Origin of the sequence: Microcystis ichthyoblabe FBCC-A1114 (assembly GCF_050500245.1) — a bacterium.
Taxonomy (GTDB): Bacteria; Cyanobacteriota; Cyanobacteriia; order Cyanobacteriales; family Microcystaceae; genus Microcystis; species Microcystis ichthyoblabe_A.
In genome coordinates this window covers 3,656,322-3,676,693 of record NZ_CP191408.1, presented here as the reverse complement: position 1 = coordinate 3,676,693, position 20,372 = coordinate 3,656,322, and the positions used below count along the sequence as shown (strand labels likewise).

Genomic DNA, 20,372 nt, shown 5'->3' with positions numbered 1-20,372 from the left:
GTGGTTTTAATAATGTATCGGGAGCATAAAAAATGTCTAAACTTAAAGAGTTCATCTATTACCAAAATTCTATGACTCGCTGGTTTAATATTGCAGATCCCTGTTCAGACGATATCCACTATATGCTCTCTCCCACAGTCAGATTACCAGATTTAGAGGAGCTAATTCAACAACGTAGTTATTTTGTTCTTCACGCACCACGACAAACGGGGAAAACCACCGCTATGTTATCCCTAGCAAAACAATTGACTGATACTGGAAATTATGCCGCAGTCATGGTATCTGTAGAAGTAGGAAGTGCATTTAATCATGATCCTACTGCCGCAGAATTAGCAATTTTAGGGGCATGGTATAATACAATTGAGGATAGTTTACCGACCGAATTACAACCTCCTGCTAAACAATGGCAACAGGAAGAACCAGGAAGCAGAATTAAGGCTTTTTTAAGAGGTTGGGCAAAAGCTATCAATCGTCCCATAGTATTATTTATAGATGAAATTGACTCTTTACAAGACCAAACATTAATTTCTATTTTACGACAGTTAAGAGATGGTTTTCCTAAACGTCCAGAAAATTTTCCCTCGTCAGTAGGATTAATTGGTTTACGAGATGTGAGAGATTATAAAGTAGCATCGGGAGGTAGTGACAGATTAAATACATCCAGTCCTTTTAATATCAAAGTTGCTTCTCTGACTATGAGAAATTTTAATCTCGAAGAAGTGGGAGAATTATATCAACAACATACAGCAGCAACTGGACAAATTTTCACATCAGAAGCAATAGAAACAGCTTATGATTTAACCCAAGGACAACCTTGGCTAGTCAATGCTTTAGCTAAAGAAATTGTAGAAAAAATGGTAAAAGATAGAAGTATTACTATTACTAAAGAACATATCTTAACAGCCAAAGAAATATTAATTAATCGTCAGGATACTCATTTAGATAGTTTAGCGGAAAAACTCAGAGAAAAACGAGTTAAAAACATTATTCAACCGATTTTAGCAGGGCAAACCTTACCCGATACCCTGGCAGATGATAGGCAATATTTAATAGATTTAGGATTATTACGACGTGATCCGATGGGGGGATTAGTTATTTCTAACCCCATATATCGTGAAGTTATTCCCCGCGTTTTAGTCCAAGGAACTCAGGACAGTTTACCTTTAATTAGTCCTAGTTGGTTGACAGCAAAAGGTGAATTAAATATAGATGCTTTATTAACAGCATTTCTCAAGTTTTGGCGACAACAGGTCGAACCATTATTAAGTAGTGCTGCTTACCATGAAATTGCCCCCCATATTGTATTAATGGCTTTTTTACATCGTGTGGTTAATGGTGGGGGAGTTTTAGAAAGGGAATATGCAATTGGTAGTGATAGAATGGATTTATGTCTGCGTTATAAAGATGTAATTTTAGGTATTGAATTAAAAGTATGGCGGGATAAAAAACGCGATCCCCAAGCTGATGAAATTGAACAATTAGAATCTTATTTAGGGCGTTTGGGTTTAGATTTTGGTTGGTTATTTATCTTTGATAGGCGGAAAAATGCCTTACCAATGGAAGAAAGGTTATCAACTGAAGTTGTGGTGACGGAAAATCAATATAGAATTACTGTGATTCGGGCGTGAGTCTTTTAAAAACTTACTGTTTGCGTTACATTTCATTAACCCACCCTACAGGATTAACTTTGAGAATTTTGCTAAACTAGAAATAGGTAGAAAACGAGGAAATATAAAGTTATGACAGTTGCTAATTCATCACTTTCTCAACAATACATACTTGATATTGAACCAGAAGGACGTTTAACTTTACCGCAAGAAATCCAACAAATTCTTAATTTAGAATCTGGATATAGATTAATTTTAACTCTGGAAGATAATGGTATATTACAATTAGTTAGTCTCAAAAACCAAGTTAAAAAATTAAGAGGTTTATTAAAAGATAAATCACCTGATAGAAATTTAGTAGATGAACTTATTCAAGAACGCAGACAGGAGTATTTAAGTGAATAAATCTGTGTTAGATGCTGCTGCCTTTTTAGCTTATCTTAGAGATGAACCAGGAGCAGAAATTGTAGAAAATGCCTTGATTAATGGGTGTTATATCAGTATTATTAATTGGGTAGAGGTATTATCGAAAATTGTTGACCTAGGAGAATCCGCAGAGGAAATTATTAAACGATTGAGAGATGAAGGATTATGGCTCTTCGTTACTTGGTATGATTCGATAGGGGGGCATAAATCGACTAAATCCTTCTCTGGCAAGAGACTTAATTGATGAGTTCGCTCTAGATAAAAAACAATTGACAAAAATCGCCAAATGCCTTTCTACATAAGAGTTCCATCCTTTATAATCCCAGTCCATTGCATAACACAAACCGAAGAACCAAGGAATTATTACAAAATAGTCCAGAAATTCTAGAAATAGATCTAGCGATTCTAGGCAAAAAGCTAACGAAAGAATTAGGAATAGGAGCGAGCTTACTAGGAATTATTATTAATAAGTGAGAGATGGTGCGGCGGACTTTTTCGATCTAAAACCATGAAAAGCTTATGATATATGGATTTCAGCCTTCTTGTCCCCCTGTCAGATTTTTGATTGTTGTTAGTTGATAAAAAAGTGATATGCTAAATAGATACGGCAATATTACCCAATAAAATCATCAATGAGTAACCGATATACTCGGTAATTGCTTAGAACTGGATTTATTAGGTAACAATAATGACCAAATTTCCCTGCGAATAAAGAATTATGCAAAATCCTAAACAACTAATTGAGAAAATATTCAATGAAACAGGTCAGTCTGAAAGAGATGCTGAAAACCTTGCTAATGCTTTAACAAGACTTACAGGTGATTTGTATACAGAAACAGAACGATTTATCTTTGAACTCTTGCAAAATGCTGATGATATACCTAATGAAACTGGTCAAGTAAACGTACTATTTGTCATTCTCCGCGAACATTTTTTGATTTTGCATAATGGTAAGCCTTTTGATAGCACTAATGTAGACGCTATATCGAGTATATCCAAAAGTACAAAAGTCAATAATTCTGAGCAAACAGGTTATAAAGGTATAGGGTTTAAATCTGTATTTGCGGATTCAGAATGTGTATATATTAATTCTGGTAATTTTTCATTCAAATTTGATAGAAATGACAAAAGACATAAAAACCTTGAGAAAACTCCTTGGCAAATCAAACCTATTTGGATAGATAAAAAAGAATATCCTGTAGAAATTCAGCAGTATCAACAATTTTTTACTTTTCCTGTTGCAACTGCTATTTATGTGGGACAAGCTAAAATTAAAGAATATAAAACAAAGTTAGAAAAATTATTTCAAGATCCTAGATTAATTTTATTTTTACGTCATGTTCAAAATATAAATGTTATAGGCTTAAATAATATCAACATAGTTGATGTCTCCATCACCAAAGAAAAGCAAGGAGGAAAATACAAAATATGTAGAAATAACCAAATTACTTATTGGTTAGTACAGGATTTTGATTTTAATGTGCCTAAACAAGTTAAAGACAAAATGGAAAGCGATAAAAAAATACCTGATAAACTAAAATTAATTGAACGCTCGAAAATTACCTTTGCTGCTCAACTTATAGATAATAAACTGGTTGCTGTCAATGAAGAAGATTCTGTTTTATTTACATATTTACCAACCAATGTAAAAGAATATAAATTACCTTTTTTAGTTAATGCTGATTTTCTAACTACAGCTAACCGACAAGAAATTCATCATGATAATCCTTGGAATATATTTCTTTTTGCTAATATAGCTTATTACTCGTTAACATGGATAGCTGAAGTTGCTAAAAAGACAGAATATAGAAACCAAGTTACTAATATTTTACCATCTAAATTTTCTTTGAACTTAGCTAAAAGTGAAACTTTTATCTCATTTAATCAAGAATTTGATCAAGCTCTAGAATTAATTGCTTTTATTCCTTCAGAACAAGATAATAAATTATTAACTGTAAATAATTCTATTTTAGATGAGACAGAAATTACTAAAATAATACCAGTTGAAACTGTAAGAACATCTTTTGATTCTAAACGATACTTTATAAGTAATTCATTACTCAATAAAACAAAACTAAAGAATTTTGGTGTTAAAATTTTTGATGTAAAATCCCTTGGTAGTTTTTTGAAGTCCATACATTACCAAAATATTGTTAAAAGCAACCCGCAGCTTATTTTTCAAGTATTAGCTCATTTAAAAACAAAAAACTTATCTAATAGAGAATTACTTTCTATAAAATTTATTTTGGATGAAAATAGTAATTTGGCTAGTCCTGATCTATTATATTTCCAAATTATTGAATCAGAGAAAGAAATAAAAGAAATATTAAATTTCGATATTTTTTATTTTATACATCCTGATATAGACGAAAAACTTAGACAAGACCAAGAACTCTTTGCATGGGCAAAAAATAATTTAAGAATTAAGATTTTTAATGGTTACGAAATATTGAAAGAAAGAATAAATCAAGCTAAATACAAACCAGATGTAGAATTATCCTTAGATAACTGTATAAATTATGTCAGATTTATTTTTAAATATTATTCTCAACTGAATTCTGAACAATGTCAAAAATTAAATGAATTACAATTAATTTATCGTAATCCAAAGGATAATAAATATTATCTTGATTGTGCTTGTAATTTTTATTTATCCGATTTTTATAAACCTCAATATCCAACAGAGGAAGTAGCAAATTTAATTGGTATTGAAAATTTTAAGTTTGTTATTCATAATTATTGTGAAACTCCAGCTACAGTTAGTAATTGGAAAGATTTTTTCTTATTTATAGGTGTTAAAGATCCTAATGGATTAGATATTATATCTAACACAATAATTCCTATGATTACCAATAATGCAATTAATGATTCCAATACCATTAATATTACCAGATATATTTTTAATGTTTGGAAAACATTATCATTGAGTAATGAGGATATTGAATCACTTCATAAATTACCTTTATTAACTAACAATGGATTAGAAGTAGCAAGTCAATGTAACTTATCTGAGTTTTATACAAATGAAGAGTTGGAAGATATATCACTATTAGAGGTATCATTACCTAATTTAATCAGTAATAAATATTATCAAGAAGGAGATTCTATTATTGAATGGAAAAGGTTTTTTACTGGTGTCTTAGGAGTATCTGACTTAAAGGGTGTTGATTTAATTAGAGAGAAAATTTATCAAGTCCTCAATAACCCAGAGATTATAACATCTGAAAATGCTGTTGATATATGCAGAAAAATATTTACATATCGTACCTATTTAACTCAAGAAGACTTTCAGAAATTATGTGGATTAAAACTTTTGGTCAGAAACAATAATTTAGCACTAGCTAAAAAGTGTTACTTATCAAATTACTATAATCCCCAGCAAAATTTAGAAACTTTCTATGAAGATACTGATTTTTATCAATTTGTTAGTTCTAAATATTCCGAACATGAATCATCTAATAAAGAGCAATGGAAGGAATTTTTTATAAATATAGGAGTAGAAGAGAAAGTCAGATTTTGGATATATAATGATAAGCGAGAAATTCAATTTTCAACGCAATTTGAAAAAGAATACTTAGGAGTTATTGGACTTGATTCTAATGAGCAAAAACACTTTTTTCAAAATTTTATTTATTACCCCCATTATCTGTACTTTAATAATTTTAGATTTTCTCAGAAAATATGGAGGTATATAAATGATAATTGGGATAGATTAAATTTAGGACAGCAATCAAAAGTATGGAGAAATAATATTCCAGTAGAAGTAATTTCCTATTTTCAAGTTTCAGTAAAACATAACTACTCAATTCCTTGCTTTGATGAAAAATGCCATAAGTCATCTGAGGGTATATACTCTAATCGAATCAGAGAACTCGTAGGAGATTGCTACAATGTATGTATATGTAGCTTGAAAGAAGAAGTAGAAGATTTTATTGGTGTGAAGCGAGAGCTTAATGTAGAAAGTTGTTTAACTATCTTAGATGATATTGCTGAAAAATATACTGAGCATACCAACAAACATGATAGACGACTAAATCAAGTCTTTGAACATTTTTTAAGATGTATTATACAAGGAATAAATGAAGAAGATAAAGAAAAAATTAAAACTTGGATAAATAGTGGAAAATTACTAACTTATGATGGTAAATTTCGTTTTATTAATGATTTATTCTATTTTAGTACATCATTGAAATTACCTCCTAAGCGCAACTCTAGTTTAGTAAAATTTGCTGATTCTGGTGTAAATTGTTCTCAATTTGAAACAATACTTGATATTTTAAGAGTTAAAAAAATCACTATTGAGGATATGGATATTAATTTGGATAAAAGTGAAATTGATAACTATCTACCTGGTTTAATTAAAGCAAGGTCTATATTCATAGGTATATTACTTACTGGAAAACGTAATATTTTAATAGAGGAGCAAATTAAAGAGAAAGTAGATAACATTCGATTTTATAATCCTCATAAAATTCTCATGATGTGTAGTTTAATAGACTATAAAGAGTCTTTACATAATTACTATGATAAAGATAATAATTCTATTTATTATGTAAGGAAGTGGAATAGTATTAAAAATGTTAATTTGGGTAAACATTTACTTGATGCTTTGAAGTTAGATAAAGTGAAAATTACAGAGCAATTAATGTTACAGTTACTAGATGATGAGATTGAAGACATCAAAGAATACTTACTAGAAAATGGTTATGATATTGGGGATATTACTGAAGAAGAAAAATTTACGCCCCCTCCAGAAAATATCCAAGAACCACTAAATCAAAAAAATATATCTAATAACTCTAGATTTGTTTATTCTCCTGGTGGTACAGGTGAGAATAAAGAGTATTGGGGAGAATGGGGTGAGAGAAAAGCAAAAAGAATGTATAAATTACTAGGTTATTTTGCTGAAAAACAAAGTGATTATTTAGCTTTAGGATATGATTTTTTGTGTAAAGATTCAAAAGGTAAAAATATTTACAGTGAAGTCAAAACTATAAGTTATAACAATCCTATCATTCGCTTAAAAACAAGCCAGTGGGAATCTTTATGCTCAGAAAATCGAAAGGATAACTATGAACTTGTAATAGTAATTCATAAAGGAGATACATTAATAGAAATTATTAGAGTAAGTTCAGTTTGGGCTACTTTAAAAAATATTTTAAGTAAACTTAACCACCAGAGTATATCTCAAGCTAATTATCAAGGAACTGTTGAAGTGATACTTGGGTTACAAAAAAATCAGGACGGAAACGCTAATGAAATTTTAATCAACTGGCAAAGGCTTTTTAAATCAATACAACATTCCCATGTCAATATATATCCACAAGGGATACCTAATGTTACAAAGGGATCGTGAATGTTTTCAGAAAGTCACTAACTTTCTTTTATCCATTTTACAAGCTCGTCACTCACATTTCTCTTCCCCTTAATATACTGAAATTCTCTCAACCAAAATCTGATTGATAATTTGCTGCTTCAACGAATCCACAGCAACTGAAGCAATAATTTCTTAATCGTTTTCTATCAATATTAACCCAAGCAATTCGGTTTAATCCCTGCTCTAAATTCTCCCAGCGCTTGAGCATGATTTTCTATACCAATACAACGCATCAATAAATCTACATCTAAACTCGGTAAAAGTTGCGATTTACTAACAGCTTCATAACCATCATTTCCTAAACTATAAAACAATAACTCATCATTCATCCAAAACCAAACTTCGGGAATTTGTAACCGTTTGTATGCTTCCAGTTTATTAATTCCTCCACTACTAACAACCACCTCAATCACTAAATCAGGATGTTTTCTATTTGCTCCCAATTCATAAGATTCATCACCTTCTCTTTTAACCTTTTCAAATTCATTTTCTAAGGTGACAGAACCAGTAGGAGTAAAATCTAATCCCAAAAATTCTAAATAAATTTCTACTAAGGAAGCAATACGTTTTTTGATAGTTTCGTGTTTTTTCCCTGGCATTTTTCTAATCTCCAAAACTCCATCTAAAAAAGATAACTTTAACCCTGGGCGATCGATTAGCTGTTCAACAGCTTTAAATTCTCTCCAGGTTAAGTCACTAATTAAAATTGGTTCTGCTTCTCGTTCGATAAGTGTAGTTATCATAATTTAAACCCAAATCTAGAGAGTGAATTTTTCTAAACATGATATCAGATAAAAACAGATGATCATGAAAAATATCATAGTCTAACAAACCCCCCTTAATCATACCATAGCCAGTAAACCTTTTGAGAATACCAAATCATCAGACTTCTTGTAAAAATCAAAAATTGTTGTTAGGATTAGAAGTCAGTAGTCAGGAGAATTAATAATGAATAATAATCAATTAAATGGTCTATTTACAGATTTTATGCCATTTAATCGGCTCTCTTGGGTTTAGTGGGTAAAATGTATTCTAAGATACATTCCTCCTAGCGAGGGGGTGGAACGAACCACAAAGACACAAAGATTGATCGATCATATAGTAAGTTAAACTTATCACACAGAACCTAGAAGAGCCTTTAATCCTTATTTTTGACGTTTTTGAACCCTCAAAAATTAATTATGCAAGAGACTTATCTAAATTACTTGTTAATAAGCTGTTCAGCATCTAAATAAGTTTTAAATAATCGTATTCGTGTAATTTTGCGTCAGACTTATGGGTTAAGAAATTTTCAACATCTGTACTCACCGCTGTTAGCAGCCAATCATTGATTAGTTAAACTTATCACGATCAGTATAATAGACCCAAAAATGTTATTTATTGGTTTAAAAAAGAGAGTGAAAATTGGAAAATTTCCAATCGAAATTGAGCAAGAACAAGCCATTTCACCAGCTTATAGCCAAGCGATTAAACAATTGATTAAACGAGATTTACATCCTCAAGCGTGGAAAGAAAAACCTTTTAATCCTATCCAAGACTTTTTAGGTCAATCTCCCCCCGTTAACACTCAATTTTATGCTAAGATAGGCTGGACATTTAATAATCGAAATGATGCGGCTATTATCGTCAGTCCTGATAACAAAGCTCATTATATTTTAGTTGTCTTTGAAGATGAAAAAAAGTTTTATCAAGGCAAAGAGTTTTTCCCAATTCTTTCACGACAAGTTTATAACCAAATGCTTAAAAAATGACTTAAGAAAAGACTAAAATAGGAGAGAATTCGGGAAAATAAGTAGGTAAATACGCCAATTAAGTTGCAAAGGGTAGTTCAAATGATTCTGGTTCTGATGGAGTTGCCGCCGAGATTATATACATCTGTCCTGAATAAAAAAAGTGCAGGACTTTTAGGGTATTTTACCTTTTTCTTATCAGTATTTCAGGCTTTTTCAACATACCCTACTTAACTTTTCGCAATCCTTTAGAAAGATAGGCAACGAAAAAAGCTAACACTCCCGTCATCCCTACCTCGAAATAATTAGTCATGAGAATAGCGGTAAAAAAAAGGAGTAAGATGATTAATATAGTCCGCTTTTGTTCAGATAATTTCATCTCTAATTGCCTCTAATTCGGTTTTAATACTTAATGGTTGATAACCTAAAGAAAAAGCAAGAGAACTATCAAGAGAAACATCCTGCGGACGCGGTGCGCTCATGGGAACATCGCACTGTAAACAGGGTTTTATTTGTTCCCTGGGAAGCTTAAAAACTGCCGCCATTAGTAAACCAAATTGATAACGAGAAACTCTTTCTTTACCCCCCAGATGAATAATCCCTTGCACTTTTTCTAATGCCAAAAGTAACCCATTCACCGCACTATTAACCCCAACAGCCGTCCGATATTCATCAGTGAATAGAGATAATTCTTTTCCTTCTTGGAGGGTTTTTAAAAATGGTTGCAGGAAACTATTAGCACTGGGAGAAGGGGAACCAAACATCAAAGGCATTCGACAAATAGCCGCCCGAGGATATATTGCTAAAATACCCTTTTCTGCCGCTACTTTTTGCTCACCATAGACACTGACTGGAGAAACGGGATCATTTTCGGAATAGGGGGCATTTTTACCATCAAAAACTAAATCGGTAGAGGTAAAAACTAGGGGTATTTGATATTGACTACATAAACGGGCAATTTCTAGAGAAGCTGTCAGATTAATTGCCTCGGATGCTTGGGGAAATTCTTGACAGAGATTCGGTTTTGATTGGGCAGCCCCATGAATTACCGCGTCGGGTTTAATCTGTTGAAAAAGTTCTTTAACTGCGGCTAAGTCTGTTAAATTAATTTTAATTAAATTTGGGTCATTACTATTGACATTGTGATTAAGGTATGTACCGAAACTTGCCCAAGATGAGCGAGTTTTTTGGTAAATATGCCAACCTAAAAACCCACTAACTCCAGTGATTAACAGCGTTTTCATAGTTTAGAGATTAAATCCTTTTTCGTAGGCTAAAAACTGCACCTGTGGTTCCAACGGTTCACTAACTAAACCAATTCCTGCAAATCCCCATCGCTGCATCAGTCCCTTTAATTGTGTTCCTGAGAGAGTTTCCACAGAAAAATTATTGGCTAAATCCTGAGCATGGGTATTGATATAACTTAAAGCATCATAGGATTCTTTAAACAGAAGCAGATAACTGGCCGGAGTTTCGCTTTCACCTTTTCTCAGACGCGCTACTAGGTATTGTCCGTCTTGTTTTGACCTGAGTAAATAATGTGTAGTTGCTAACATAGTTTATTAAGTGAAAAGTGAAAAGGAAAAAAGGGGTTGGGTGGGGGTACATCCCATTTTTGTAAATCTACTGAGTTGGGATTTTTAAAGGGAAACTATCTTCTAAAATTGGTCATTACTTCCGATTTTACCACTCAATCCAAGCTTTTGGGGGGTTCTACCCCCCAAACCCCCCGTTGGGGGCGTGGCGCCGCCCCCAAACCCCCCGCGCATTAGTTTTTCGGTGGGATGCTTACACGCAGCTGCTGATACATCTGTAATAATTTAAGGGTCACTGATAATTGCTGATTGTCCCTATTTCTGCAAATGTGAGATGCACCCGTTGGGTAGTGGGAAATTTAGCTGAAATTTCCCTATCACCCTACTTTAAATCCTCCAATTTAATTCTAGGATCTACAGCTTTGAGAAGCAAATCAGCCAGAAGATTACCGATAATCAACATAGTAGCACCCATCATTAAACTGCCCATAACTAAATACAAATCTTTAGCCGTCACAGCTTGCAAAATTAAGCGACCTAATCCTGGCCAATTAAAGAAAAATTCGGCGATAAATGCCCCACTTAACAAACTAGAAAATTCAAAGCCCAAAAGAGTTATCAGGGGATTAATAGCATTGCGTAAAGCGTGGACATAGATAACTTTATTTTCCGGTAAACCTTTCGCCCTTGCGGTTTGAATATAATCCTGTCGCAGAACATCTAATAATTGTCCCCGCATCAATCTTTGTAATCCTGCAAAACTGGTAACTGTCAGGGCAATAGTTGGTAAAATCATGTGCCAAGCGATATCTAAAACTTTACCGATAGGGGAATATTCCGAATAGTTAATACTGGTCATATCACCCACCGGTAAAAGCGGCGAGACATTTTGGGCGAGAATTAGCAGTAAAAGGGCAGTGATAAAACTGGGAAAACCTTGACCAAGATAACTGATAACTCGGAAAAATTTATCGATAAATTGGTTTTGTTTGACGGCGCTGAGAATGCCCAAGGGAATCGCAATCGCCCAGGTTAAAATAATGGAAGTCAAAGACATTAATAACGTCGCTGGAATTCTCTCTAATAATAGGGAAGACACGGGACGAAAATAGGTAAAACTCAGACCAAAATTAAACTGAGTTACCACTTGCCACAACCATTTAAAATACTGGACAATCGGCGGGTCTTTTAAACCAAAAAGGGCAATATATTGTTCTTTAGTTTCCTGACTAATCTTGGGATTAAGGTCAAGCAAAGCCAGAAAACCGCCGGGGGTTAATTGGATAATAGCGAAACTCAAAGCCGAGGCCAACAACAGAGTTAATAAACCCTGGAGAACACGCTTGACAATATACAAAAAAGTTTCGCTAGTTAGGAGAGATTGTAACCCATTAGCACTCGATCGAGCGGTTTTAGCCTTATAATTATCATCGGTCGCCGTCATAAGTAATCATGCCAAGTTAATTTCCTAGTGGGGACTCCAATTCAGGAGTCAGGAGACAAATAGTCGCGCAGAATTAATTGCCATTTTTGAGATAGGCACTCTTGCCAGAGTGTTAGCGAAATGTGTAATTAATTCTGCTTAGGTACTTAAAAAAACCTAATAATCGATGAGGGTAATAATCGGTAAATCGGGTAATTTTTCCCGACCACCGAGGTCGATTAACTCGATGATAAAGGCAAATCCTAACACCTCACAACCAATTTTTTCTAATAAATCGGCCGTCGCTTTCGCCGTCCCTCCCGTCGCGATTAAATCATCGACAATTAGGACTTTATGATGGGATGCCACCGCGTCCTGATGAATTTCGAGGCTATCGCTTCCGTATTCCAAATCATACTCGATACTATGAACGGCGGCGGGTAGTTTGCCCGGTTTCCGGACAGGAATAAATCCCGCTTCTAATTGGTATGCTAAAGGAACACCAAAGAGAAAACCCCGCGATTCCATACCGACAATGTAATCGGGGGATAAACCGTAATCGCGACACTTTGCCGTTAGGGTATCGATCGTGTAACGTAATCCTTGGGGATGATTGAGTAGGGTAGTAATATCGCGGAAGACAATACCCGGTTTGGGAAAGTCAGGAATATCGCGAATCAGTGATTTCAGATCCATTCGGTTTCCGTGTCTCGTAAAATGGGGGACAGCTATCTATACAATACAATTTACAATACCCTGACTCGATCGCCCTTGTGTTTTAGTTCTCCTATATCATGACCTCTACTAGCCTAACGCCCGAATCTACAGCATCAGCCCCAGAAAAACCGGTTATTTTAAGCGTTTTACCCGATTTTCCGATTGCAAGTCAGCAATGCGCCCTACATCTCCAACAGCATATCGATTTAATGCTGTTAGCGTTGGAATCCTTAGAAGTCGGTGCCGGGGAGGCCCTGTTAGCCCTCTGTAAAGAACTAGGACTTGATAAAATTGTCAGAAACCGGATTATTTTCTGGCGATTACGCTGTACTAATCCCTGGCGAATTTCCTACACCCTCGACCGTCTCACCCTTGACCAAGCAAAAGCTTTAGTTATCATTGCCAGTTATCGGGCCAAACCCCTGGCTATATCCATCCGACAATTACTGTTAGCGCGGCAACAGATGGAATCAAAGGGTTTACCCGTGGATAATAATTTTCTTTTATCAGAATACCTAGAAAGATTTCGCTCCAATTTTCGCAGTCGCATGAACCCCCGTCGGGCCAAAGTATCGGTTTATCTAGCTGATGAAAATGCCCTAAATGAACTGGCTTTATCCCTCCTCGATCAGTTATTATTTTGTACTGGTACGACGGGAATGCAGCGCTTTTGGATTAGTTTATTTGATGGGGAGATAGTGTAGAAATGAGAAGACAGTATAGCTTGCCCAATTGTACCCTGATTCTCGATGGTTTCGGCGATGATTTCGCCCCGGCTAACCCCGGGGATAGCCGACCTTTACTCTCAATTTTGACTAACGTAGAATGTCGGTTAGTCGGGGCCAATAAAGTCCTGCAAGGTGGTCGGGTTTTCTTGGAAAATTTGGTACAAGCGGTCAGTCAGTATGCCCAAGAATTTTTGAGTGGTGTTCGTCATCCCCAAGACCCCGTCCATGAACCAGATCATGTGTACCTAGAAAAGATTGACCAGAATCTCCATCGTCTGGTCTGGTATCCATCAACGGACTTGAATATCCCGGAAAGTCCAGTCAACATAGAAATCAGTACCGTGCAGTTATTCGATTTAATAGAAGCGATTGACCAATTTTTTGCCGATACTCGCACTTTACCTGACCTAACCCTGAAATTACAGCCAGTTTCCCGTCGCTACCATAAGGTGAATGAATCGGTGGCCAGTCGAACAGTGCCTTTTTTGGCGGGATTAGGCAGTCTTGTCGCTTGCGCCCTACTTTTCTATCTGTTACCCGTCCCCCAAGTCCGTAAACCCGAAAATCCACCCATTCCCGCCGCTTCTCCCAGTCCCACCGTCCCCACTAATCCCGTCCCCCCTCCTAGATAAAATTAGGCCTTTGCGCTTTTCCCAACACCCCACACCCCACACCCCACACCCTTCTCCCCCACCCTGTCCCAGTTTTTTAGAGAAAGTAACCGAGAAAAACCAGATCTTTTTTGCACAAGTTAGAAAAATTGTGTTATACTGGTAATTCTGTGAAGGTTTTTCGATAGGGAGTATTGAAAAAAAAATGACCAAACTGGGAACCCATTTGATTGTCGATGCTTGGCAAGTACCTGCTGACCTCCTCAACGATCCCGAGCGCATTCGTCGCGCTATCCTCGATGGAATTACGGCAGGAGAAGCAACGCTGATCGATTTGTGTGTCCACCAGTTCAGTCCCCACGGAGTTACCGCGACGGCGACTTTAGCTGAATCTCATATCGCGATCCACACCTGGCCTGAACACGGCTATTTCGCCGCCGATTTATTCTTCTGTGGTGCCGGTAAACCCGTGGTTGCCATGGAAATTTTGACCAAATCCCTGCAAGCAGGTGAGATTAAAGTGCGGGAACTAACCAGAGGATTCCCCGGTCCTGCGGCAGTTTATGAAAGCAAAAAGGAAGAACCCCTTAAGTCTTCCCTGGTTATGGCCTAATTTCTAGCGCCGGCCTCGATAATAAGTTAGCAGCACTGGCGATCGCCTAAACTAAAATCGTGATCAGGATAACCTTTGTTTTTATCCTTGCTCTCTTTCCCTCTCTGCTTAGTCTCTGGTTAATTAACCGATCCCAACAGAGATTAAGCAACCGTTTGAGAGGGATTCGCCATCGTCACGAATACAGCCCGGTGATTGCCAGTGATTTTTTGTCAATCCCTGTAGAGACAGAAAATAAACCGGCATTTATAGGTGATCTTAGTTGTCGTTTTAATGCCTATTCCCCCCACTTGCGTTGTGCGGTTAATCCCCCAGGTCCCTGTGAAGGTTGTCGGCAGTACGAAGCTAAAACTGGCACAGTGTAAGCGGCTTGAGCTTCCAAAAAGTTCCCTATTTGCTATCCTTAAAAATTATCGCTATCGCAATTGAGGAGTGTGGGAATAATGGCGTTCAAACGAAATTTGACCCTCTTAATCATCGGATTAGGATTAACTTGTTTACCCGTATATCCGGCCCAAGCTAACCAAATCAGCACCGTCACCCCGAATACCGCAGCTAATCAAACTCTCGCTACCCATCTGGTCCTAAAACTGAAAGAGAGAAAAGTTTACGTTTATCAAGATAAGCAAGTTTTAGCACAATTTACCGTCGCCGTCGGCAAAAAAGGCTGGGAAACCCCCACAGGTAAATTTGAAGTGCGGGAATTAGTTCGCAATCCCGTCTGGAAAAGTCCCTGGACGGGAAAAGTCAGCACCCCCGGTCCCAATAGTCCCCTAGGGGAAAGATGGATCGGTTTTTGGAGTGACGGCAAAAATTCCATCGGTTTTCATGGCACCCCTGCGGAAAATTCCCTCGGTAGCGCCGCTTCCCATGGTTGTGTGCGGATGCGGAATCGGGATGTGAAAGTGTTGTTTGATTTAGTCCGCATGGGAACCCCCGTCATCGTTCAACCTTAATTCCGGCAGATATTTTTTTAAGATGGGCAGGTCTTCCGGGCGATCAATATCCGCTAATTTAGGCAGATAAGCGGTCTTTAAGGCCAGTTTAGCGGCGATTGTCTGAGTTTTTGCCAAGACTTCCCCCGTCCCCCAGGGAATACCGTCAAAAAGCTCTGGAAAGACCTGTTTTAAAGCAATTAGGTAGTATCCTCCATCTAACGCCGGCCCTAAAACCATATCGTGGGTTTTTAGGGCTTCAAAGGCTGCTAAAATCTCTTTTTCCCCGATTTCTGGGCAATCTGTGCCAATAATAGCGATCGCTGTCATCCCTTGAGCAAAACCATCAGCAAAAGCATTTTGCATCTTTTCTCCTAAGTCTTTTCCCCGTTGAGAATGATAGGAATAATGCACACCTAACCAAGTACGCATTTTTTCCCCGCTGCCGCCATGGTAGTAAATGATCAGAGAGAGAAAATTCCTCAAACCCGCTAATTTACTGAGAGTATATTCGGCCAGTTTGCGGTGTAATTCTTCGGCTCCCTCGGCTGCCAAAGCTGGAATCATACGGGTTTTTACTTTCCCCAATTCCGGATAACGGGTAAAAATAATTAGTTGTTGTCTCCAGTCCACGAGTGATTGCGACGATGATATTAATTATTAGTTTTAGCCTACTGTTAATAGGAGGCAGGAAACCCAATAAAACAGGCTTTATTGGCTTAGTATAGATTATTTTAGTTGGTTATTTAATTCTGTGTTGGGTTTCCTTAGGTCAATCCAACCTACGATGGCTTCAAGTGCCAGTCCTGCAAAATATCGGATTTTTTCAGGTCATCGACCTCGATTCGGAATTAGAATTAGAATCTGACTCAAGAATTTGTCTAATATCTGATAAATTATCAACTTTGTAAAAAGAGCCTAATGCAACACTTTCATGATCTTGTATCCAATGATAATGTGGATGATGATAGCCGTACAAGATACACTTTGCTCCAATTTCAATGCCTGGATTAATATCTGATTTTAGTGAATCACCAATAACCCAAACATCTTGACAATCAAAGCCTATATCTTGGATAAATTTTTTTAAAACTTCAGCATTTTTGTGAGGTACAACTCTTATAAAATCAAAGTATTTATACAGTTCATTTTTGTGTAACTTCTTTTTTTGAAATGAATTTTCACCTCTTGTCAATAATGCAAGAGAATAGTTTTGAGATGACCAATCAAGAATTTCTTTAGCCCCCTTAATAGTATTTGGTGTATTTTTTAAAATTAAACGGCCAAAATCTTTAATAGCTTTTAAAGTTTCCTCGGATATTTGATGATTTATCTTATGAGAAACAGATTTATAAGTTTCTATCATACTCCGAGTATAACGATAAGGAGAATGTTTTAGTTGTTGCATTTGAAGATGATCAATTTTTTCAAATTCTTCAATTAATTTATCTTCGTTAATTTGTAATTCTTCAGATAATTTTTCCACAAAAAGCTTTCTTGCAAGCCAATAAACATTGCTGGTATTTAGCAAAGTATCATCTAAATCAAATACAATCAGACCACTTTTAGCCATTTTTATATTACCTTGATTATTACTAACCTTGAGTTCCCTTTGGAGATGGTGTTGGACTTGGACTCTCTAAGGGAATTGGATTTTGATTATTATTCTCAGATTTCGGTTGCATACTGATCCAAACTGCAATAATTCCCGTTAAAGCTGCGACAGCGGTTAAAATAAGAGTCAACACAGTTATCCAATGCTTCACAATCATCAATTCTACTTCTTGTTTAGTGGGATAAGGTGAATCTGAGCCTTGAGCTATAATTTCAGATAAATTGTGTGTATCTTGTGCTACTAAAGCAGCATTAAACTGATCTTCTCGCTCTTGTCTACTAATATTTCTTTTATAAGGATTTGATGTGTTACATAGCATTTCTTCAAAAACTATAGTCAAAATATTTCGTCCTCTTTGTATAGCTAATGGTGTTTTTCTTAAATTAATTGCTGTAACAGTAATAGCTCCCTCATAGCCAGCATCTATATGACCTGGATTGAGAACAAGAAGACCTTCAGAACTATCAAAATTTCGTGGAAAAACAGTTGCACAAATATTTTCTGGAAGCTTAATTTCTTCCCAAGTCAACAAATAAATAACCTCACCAGGTTTTATTACAAACTGCTCAGAGTGTTTATCATGAGCTTTATTAATTATCTGACCATGTTGAAAAATTGTTCCAATTCTCAAATCATAGCTGCAAGCTTCTAAGTTAGATGGTTCAAAGTCTGATATGTTTAATAATTTCTGATCGATCCGCTCTTTAATCTTTTGATAAGGAAGAAATCCTGGCATTGCAAAAACTCCTGAATGATGGGTGATTACCCGTTCATGGGCTGTTAAATTTAGTGGATGAAAGCTAAACAGATCAGTAGTTATAGCAATTATGCTGTTCCTACACTTGGTTAGAATTACACCAAAAGTCAGCGAACCTGCACTGGGCATCTTCCAAGGATCCTTCCTCAAGCACAGTGGGGAAAAGGGCGATTACTATTCCGTCGCCTGGGATTGGCGGGAGCGGGAAGTGGACGAAGAAATTGAGCAACTGGAACAGATTGCCGATTTTCTGGCTGCCAATTGGGCTACTATTCCACTGGTGAGCCTGACCAGACTTGGCGAGGGTTATCCAATGGCGTGCTGTACTATGGGAACAGCCCAACTCTTGGCAAATTTGGGTTTGAGTTTTACCCTCATCTGCCAGCAGCATAATTTGAATTCGTTGAAAATGGCGCTTAGACAACCCTTTTTCTAGGCTTTTTTCTAAGTGTTTTCTCTGAAAAGCACTGAGAAATCGACCAGAGTTATTGGGAAAATTAATACCAGTTTGAGATGATTTCATAAGCTGATACTCATTAGCATTAGAGGATTTTGGACAATCTGCGACATCTTTGCAAAACAAAATTTGGCGTTGCGTATTTGCGAGATAAATCAATTAGACACGGGTATTACCTCATACTCTTAGAACAGATGGTGGGCAGTTAGCACGGTGTATGTCGCCCATGCTTTTTGAGCATTATAAGCTGTTCAGCATCTAAATAGCGTATAATAGAAACAGTAACCTATTCAAATATCAATAGCTATGCCAGCCCCTAATCACTTGAATTCCGAACAAAAAGAAAAGTTACAAAAAGCAATAAAAAAAGAAAAAAATCCTTACATTAGAGAAAGAGTTTTGATATTGTTGTTGTTAAATGACGGGAAAACTCAAGTCCAAATCTCCAAACTCATTGGGTGTTCACTGCGAACAGTCTCTTATTGATGTATTCCTAGAGATGCCAATAATTTAGATAGCTTGAAAGACAAGAGAATGGAGGGAAATTATCGAAAAGCGACGGATGAGTATATCAAAATATTATTAGAGACAATTGACAAAGAGCCTCAAGAAATGGGGTATGAGTTTGGCCGTTGGACAGCCAAAAGATTAGCCACTTATCTGACAGAACAGACAGGTATAGAATTAAGTAGTTCTCAAGTCAGGTAATGATTCGGTAGTAGTGGCGTAGCTCTGTTGCTTACCTGGTATGAATTGTGTAAAATATTTATTAATAAAAATAATTGGAACCCGATCAGTCTTTAAACCTCTAGCTTGATCATGAATTTTCTGATAAATATCTTTTTCTGGCTCCTGTCTGGCTTACTGAAATATCAGTCTAGCACCGAACAAAGTACCCCCCCTAGTTCACCTCCGTTCCCCTGTCCTAATTGTGGTTCTCACCATAGGATCAAGAATGGTTCTATTCATAATGGAAAACCCAAACGTCAATGTAAAGAATGTGGTCGTCAGTTTGTGATCAATCCCACTAATAAAACCGTCTCTGACGAAACCAAACAATTAATTGATAAACTCTTGCTCGAACGAATTTCCTTACGAGGAATTGCTAGAGTAACAGGGGTAAGTTGGTCATGGTTACAAAATTATGTCAACAATAAACTGGCGGCTGTCCCTGGTCAAATAAAGGTTTCGGACAAACCAAAAGGTAAATTGGTTATAGAATGTGATGAAATGTGGTCTTTTGTTTTTTCTAAGACGATAAAGGTCTATATTTGGCGGTTAATTGATAGAAATACAAGGGAAATTATTGGTTGCTATGCGCGGAGATAGGAGTCGTCAATCAGCCCAAAAACTTTGGTGCCAGTTTACCAGGCGTTTACCGACAATGTGCAGTTGCTTACACAGACTTTTGGGAGTCATATAAGACAGTAATTCCCAGTAAACGTCATCGACCAGTCGGGAAAGAAACTGGTCAAACTAATCCTATTGAAAGATTAAATAATACCTTTCGACAAAGGATTTCTCGGTTGGTGAGAGAGAGTCTATCTTTCTCTAAAAAAATGGAGAATCATGTTGGGGAACCCTTTGGTATTTTATCCATGACTACAATGCACACCTGGCAAAGGATTAAGCCGCCATCACTACTACCGAATCACCACCGGAGTGAAGGAGTTGATAGTCCTGGGAAAACCTGTGAGCTTCGGGGACAATTGCCGCGGTTTCGTTAAGTATGTCCGGTTGGACAATTACTTTTTCTGTAGTATCTGTGAAGGTCATCTTAATGGGTGTTGATTAGTATCTGCCTGACACTGGCATCAACCATTTTTTATTGTCAGGAGGGA

23 protein-coding genes and 1 pseudogene are annotated in these 20,372 nt (G+C 36.5%); 13 read left to right on the top strand and 11 right to left on the bottom strand.

The genetic code is table 11. The features are described from left to right. Positions 1 to 71: 71 nt before the first annotated feature. The 4 genes from ACQY1Y_RS17805 (at position 72) to ACQY1Y_RS17790 (ending at position 7,389) form a co-directional block, all read left to right on the top strand. Complete coding sequence (locus ACQY1Y_RS17805; RefSeq protein ID WP_430014690.1) at positions 72 to 1,628, top strand: AAA-like domain-containing protein; 1,557 nt, start codon at positions 72 to 74, stop codon at positions 1,626 to 1,628. 111 nt (positions 1,629 to 1,739) lie between these two features. Then, positions 1,740 to 2,012, top strand: a complete 273-nt coding sequence (locus tag ACQY1Y_RS17800; RefSeq protein WP_002737947.1) for a hypothetical protein — start codon at positions 1,740 to 1,742, stop codon at positions 2,010 to 2,012. Next, positions 2,005 to 2,277: a PIN domain-containing protein gene (locus ACQY1Y_RS17795; protein ID WP_008204591.1), complete on the top strand. Its 273-nt coding sequence runs from the start codon at positions 2,005 to 2,007 to the stop codon at positions 2,275 to 2,277. The genes ACQY1Y_RS17800 and ACQY1Y_RS17795 overlap by 8 nt, the downstream gene beginning before the upstream one ends. A 474-nt stretch (positions 2,278 to 2,751) precedes the next feature. After that, positions 2,752 to 7,389, top strand: coding sequence for a sacsin N-terminal ATP-binding-like domain-containing protein (locus ACQY1Y_RS17790; RefSeq protein WP_008204589.1), 4,638 nt, complete (start codon positions 2,752 to 2,754; stop codon positions 7,387 to 7,389). Between the two features lie 173 nt (positions 7,390 to 7,562). Here the strand turns inward: ACQY1Y_RS17790 and ACQY1Y_RS17785 are convergent, their stop codons facing one another. After that, positions 7,563 to 8,153, bottom strand: coding sequence for a Uma2 family endonuclease (locus tag ACQY1Y_RS17785; protein WP_430013255.1), 591 nt, complete (start codon positions 8,151 to 8,153; stop codon positions 7,563 to 7,565). A 627-nt stretch (positions 8,154 to 8,780) separates the two neighbouring features. Between ACQY1Y_RS17785 and ACQY1Y_RS17780 the strand changes: the two genes are divergently transcribed. Continuing rightward, complete coding sequence (locus tag ACQY1Y_RS17780) at positions 8,781 to 9,161, top strand: hypothetical protein (protein ID WP_430013254.1); 381 nt, start codon at positions 8,781 to 8,783, stop codon at positions 9,159 to 9,161. Between the two features lie 205 nt (positions 9,162 to 9,366). Here ACQY1Y_RS17780 and ACQY1Y_RS17775 read toward each other — a convergent pair whose 3' ends face one another. From ACQY1Y_RS17775 to ACQY1Y_RS17755, 5 genes are all read right to left on the bottom strand, one after another. Next, positions 9,367 to 9,519, bottom strand: a complete 153-nt coding sequence (locus tag ACQY1Y_RS17775; RefSeq protein WP_002737765.1) for a hypothetical protein — start codon at positions 9,517 to 9,519, stop codon at positions 9,367 to 9,369. Then, entirely contained in the window at positions 9,506 to 10,384 is an 879-nt protein-coding gene (locus ACQY1Y_RS17770; protein ID WP_016516421.1) for an SDR family oxidoreductase, read from the bottom strand. Before ACQY1Y_RS17770 ends, ACQY1Y_RS17775 begins: the two co-directional genes overlap by 14 nt. A gap of 3 nt (positions 10,385 to 10,387) precedes the next feature. Next, positions 10,388 to 10,696 carry a hypothetical protein gene (locus tag ACQY1Y_RS17765; RefSeq protein ID WP_002737657.1) on the bottom strand — a complete coding sequence of 103 codons (309 nt, stop codon included), beginning with the start codon at positions 10,694 to 10,696 and terminating at the stop codon, positions 10,388 to 10,390. Positions 10,697 to 11,057: 361 nt separating this feature from the next. Beyond that, entirely contained in the window at positions 11,058 to 12,119 is a 1,062-nt protein-coding gene (locus tag ACQY1Y_RS17760) for an ABC transporter permease (RefSeq protein ID WP_002736873.1), read from the bottom strand. A gap of 156 nt (positions 12,120 to 12,275) precedes the next feature. After that, on the bottom strand, positions 12,276 to 12,794 hold the full coding sequence (locus tag ACQY1Y_RS17755) for an adenine phosphoribosyltransferase (RefSeq protein ID WP_002737799.1): 519 nt from the start codon (positions 12,792 to 12,794) through the stop codon (positions 12,276 to 12,278). Positions 12,795 to 12,892: 98 nt separating this feature from the next. Between ACQY1Y_RS17755 and ACQY1Y_RS17750 the strand changes: the two genes are divergently transcribed. From ACQY1Y_RS17750 to ACQY1Y_RS17730, 5 genes are all read left to right on the top strand, one after another. Continuing rightward, positions 12,893 to 13,519 carry a DUF3038 domain-containing protein gene (locus ACQY1Y_RS17750; RefSeq protein WP_430013253.1) on the top strand — a complete coding sequence of 209 codons (627 nt, stop codon included), beginning with the start codon at positions 12,893 to 12,895 and terminating at the stop codon, positions 13,517 to 13,519. Between the two features lie 2 nt (positions 13,520 to 13,521). Continuing rightward, positions 13,522 to 14,175 carry a DUF4335 domain-containing protein gene (locus ACQY1Y_RS17745; protein ID WP_036399963.1) on the top strand — a complete coding sequence of 218 codons (654 nt, stop codon included), beginning with the start codon at positions 13,522 to 13,524 and terminating at the stop codon, positions 14,173 to 14,175. 184 nt (positions 14,176 to 14,359) lie between these two features. Further along, a complete protein-coding gene (gene speD, locus ACQY1Y_RS17740; RefSeq protein WP_002781248.1) occupies positions 14,360 to 14,767 on the top strand; it encodes an adenosylmethionine decarboxylase in 408 nt (135 codons plus the stop codon). Positions 14,768 to 14,826: 59 nt separating this feature from the next. Beyond that, positions 14,827 to 15,132 (top strand): DUF6464 family protein, encoded by a 306-nt coding sequence (locus tag ACQY1Y_RS17735; protein ID WP_069474381.1) that lies wholly within the window; start codon positions 14,827 to 14,829, stop codon positions 15,130 to 15,132. A 78-nt stretch (positions 15,133 to 15,210) separates the two neighbouring features. After that, positions 15,211 to 15,723 (top strand): L,D-transpeptidase, encoded by a 513-nt coding sequence (locus ACQY1Y_RS17730; RefSeq protein WP_002735789.1) that lies wholly within the window; start codon positions 15,211 to 15,213, stop codon positions 15,721 to 15,723. Here ACQY1Y_RS17730 and ACQY1Y_RS17725 read toward each other — a convergent pair. The 4 genes from ACQY1Y_RS17725 to ACQY1Y_RS17710 form a co-directional block, all read right to left on the bottom strand. After that, positions 15,685 to 16,335, bottom strand: a complete 651-nt coding sequence (locus tag ACQY1Y_RS17725) for a TIGR04282 family arsenosugar biosynthesis glycosyltransferase (RefSeq protein WP_430013252.1) — start codon at positions 16,333 to 16,335, stop codon at positions 15,685 to 15,687. The two genes, ACQY1Y_RS17730 and ACQY1Y_RS17725, sit on opposite strands and share 39 nt — an antisense overlap. A gap of 193 nt (positions 16,336 to 16,528) precedes the next feature. Continuing rightward, on the bottom strand, positions 16,529 to 17,275 hold the full coding sequence (locus ACQY1Y_RS17720; protein WP_002738227.1) for an HAD family hydrolase: 747 nt from the start codon (positions 17,273 to 17,275) through the stop codon (positions 16,529 to 16,531). 22 nt (positions 17,276 to 17,297) lie between these two features. After that, positions 17,298 to 18,053 (bottom strand): dCTP deaminase, encoded by a 756-nt coding sequence (locus tag ACQY1Y_RS17715; protein WP_430013251.1) that lies wholly within the window; start codon positions 18,051 to 18,053, stop codon positions 17,298 to 17,300. Between the two features lie 100 nt (positions 18,054 to 18,153). Next, complete coding sequence (locus ACQY1Y_RS17710; RefSeq protein ID WP_430013250.1) at positions 18,154 to 18,597, bottom strand: helix-turn-helix domain-containing protein; 444 nt, start codon at positions 18,595 to 18,597, stop codon at positions 18,154 to 18,156. A gap of 240 nt (positions 18,598 to 18,837) precedes the next feature. Here ACQY1Y_RS17710 and ACQY1Y_RS17705 point away from each other — a divergent pair, with 240 nt between their 5' ends. The 3 genes and pseudogenes from ACQY1Y_RS17705 (at position 18,838) to ACQY1Y_RS17695 (ending at position 20,161) form a co-directional block, all read left to right on the top strand. Next, positions 18,838 to 19,017: a helix-turn-helix domain-containing protein gene (locus ACQY1Y_RS17705; RefSeq protein WP_080601636.1), complete on the top strand. Its 180-nt coding sequence runs from the start codon at positions 18,838 to 18,840 to the stop codon at positions 19,015 to 19,017. A gap of 3 nt (positions 19,018 to 19,020) precedes the next feature. Further along, a complete protein-coding gene (locus ACQY1Y_RS17700) occupies positions 19,021 to 19,239 on the top strand; it encodes a helix-turn-helix domain-containing protein (RefSeq protein WP_338010218.1) in 219 nt (72 codons plus the stop codon). A gap of 156 nt (positions 19,240 to 19,395) precedes the next feature. Continuing rightward, positions 19,396 to 20,161, top strand: a pseudogene (locus ACQY1Y_RS17695) (IS1 family transposase). Here ACQY1Y_RS17695 and ACQY1Y_RS17690 read toward each other — a convergent pair. Next, positions 20,158 to 20,307, bottom strand: a complete 150-nt coding sequence (locus ACQY1Y_RS17690; RefSeq protein WP_176721641.1) for a hypothetical protein — start codon at positions 20,305 to 20,307, stop codon at positions 20,158 to 20,160. The pseudogene ACQY1Y_RS17695 and the gene ACQY1Y_RS17690 overlap by 4 nt on opposite strands. Between the last annotated feature and the right edge of the window lie 65 nt (positions 20,308 to 20,372).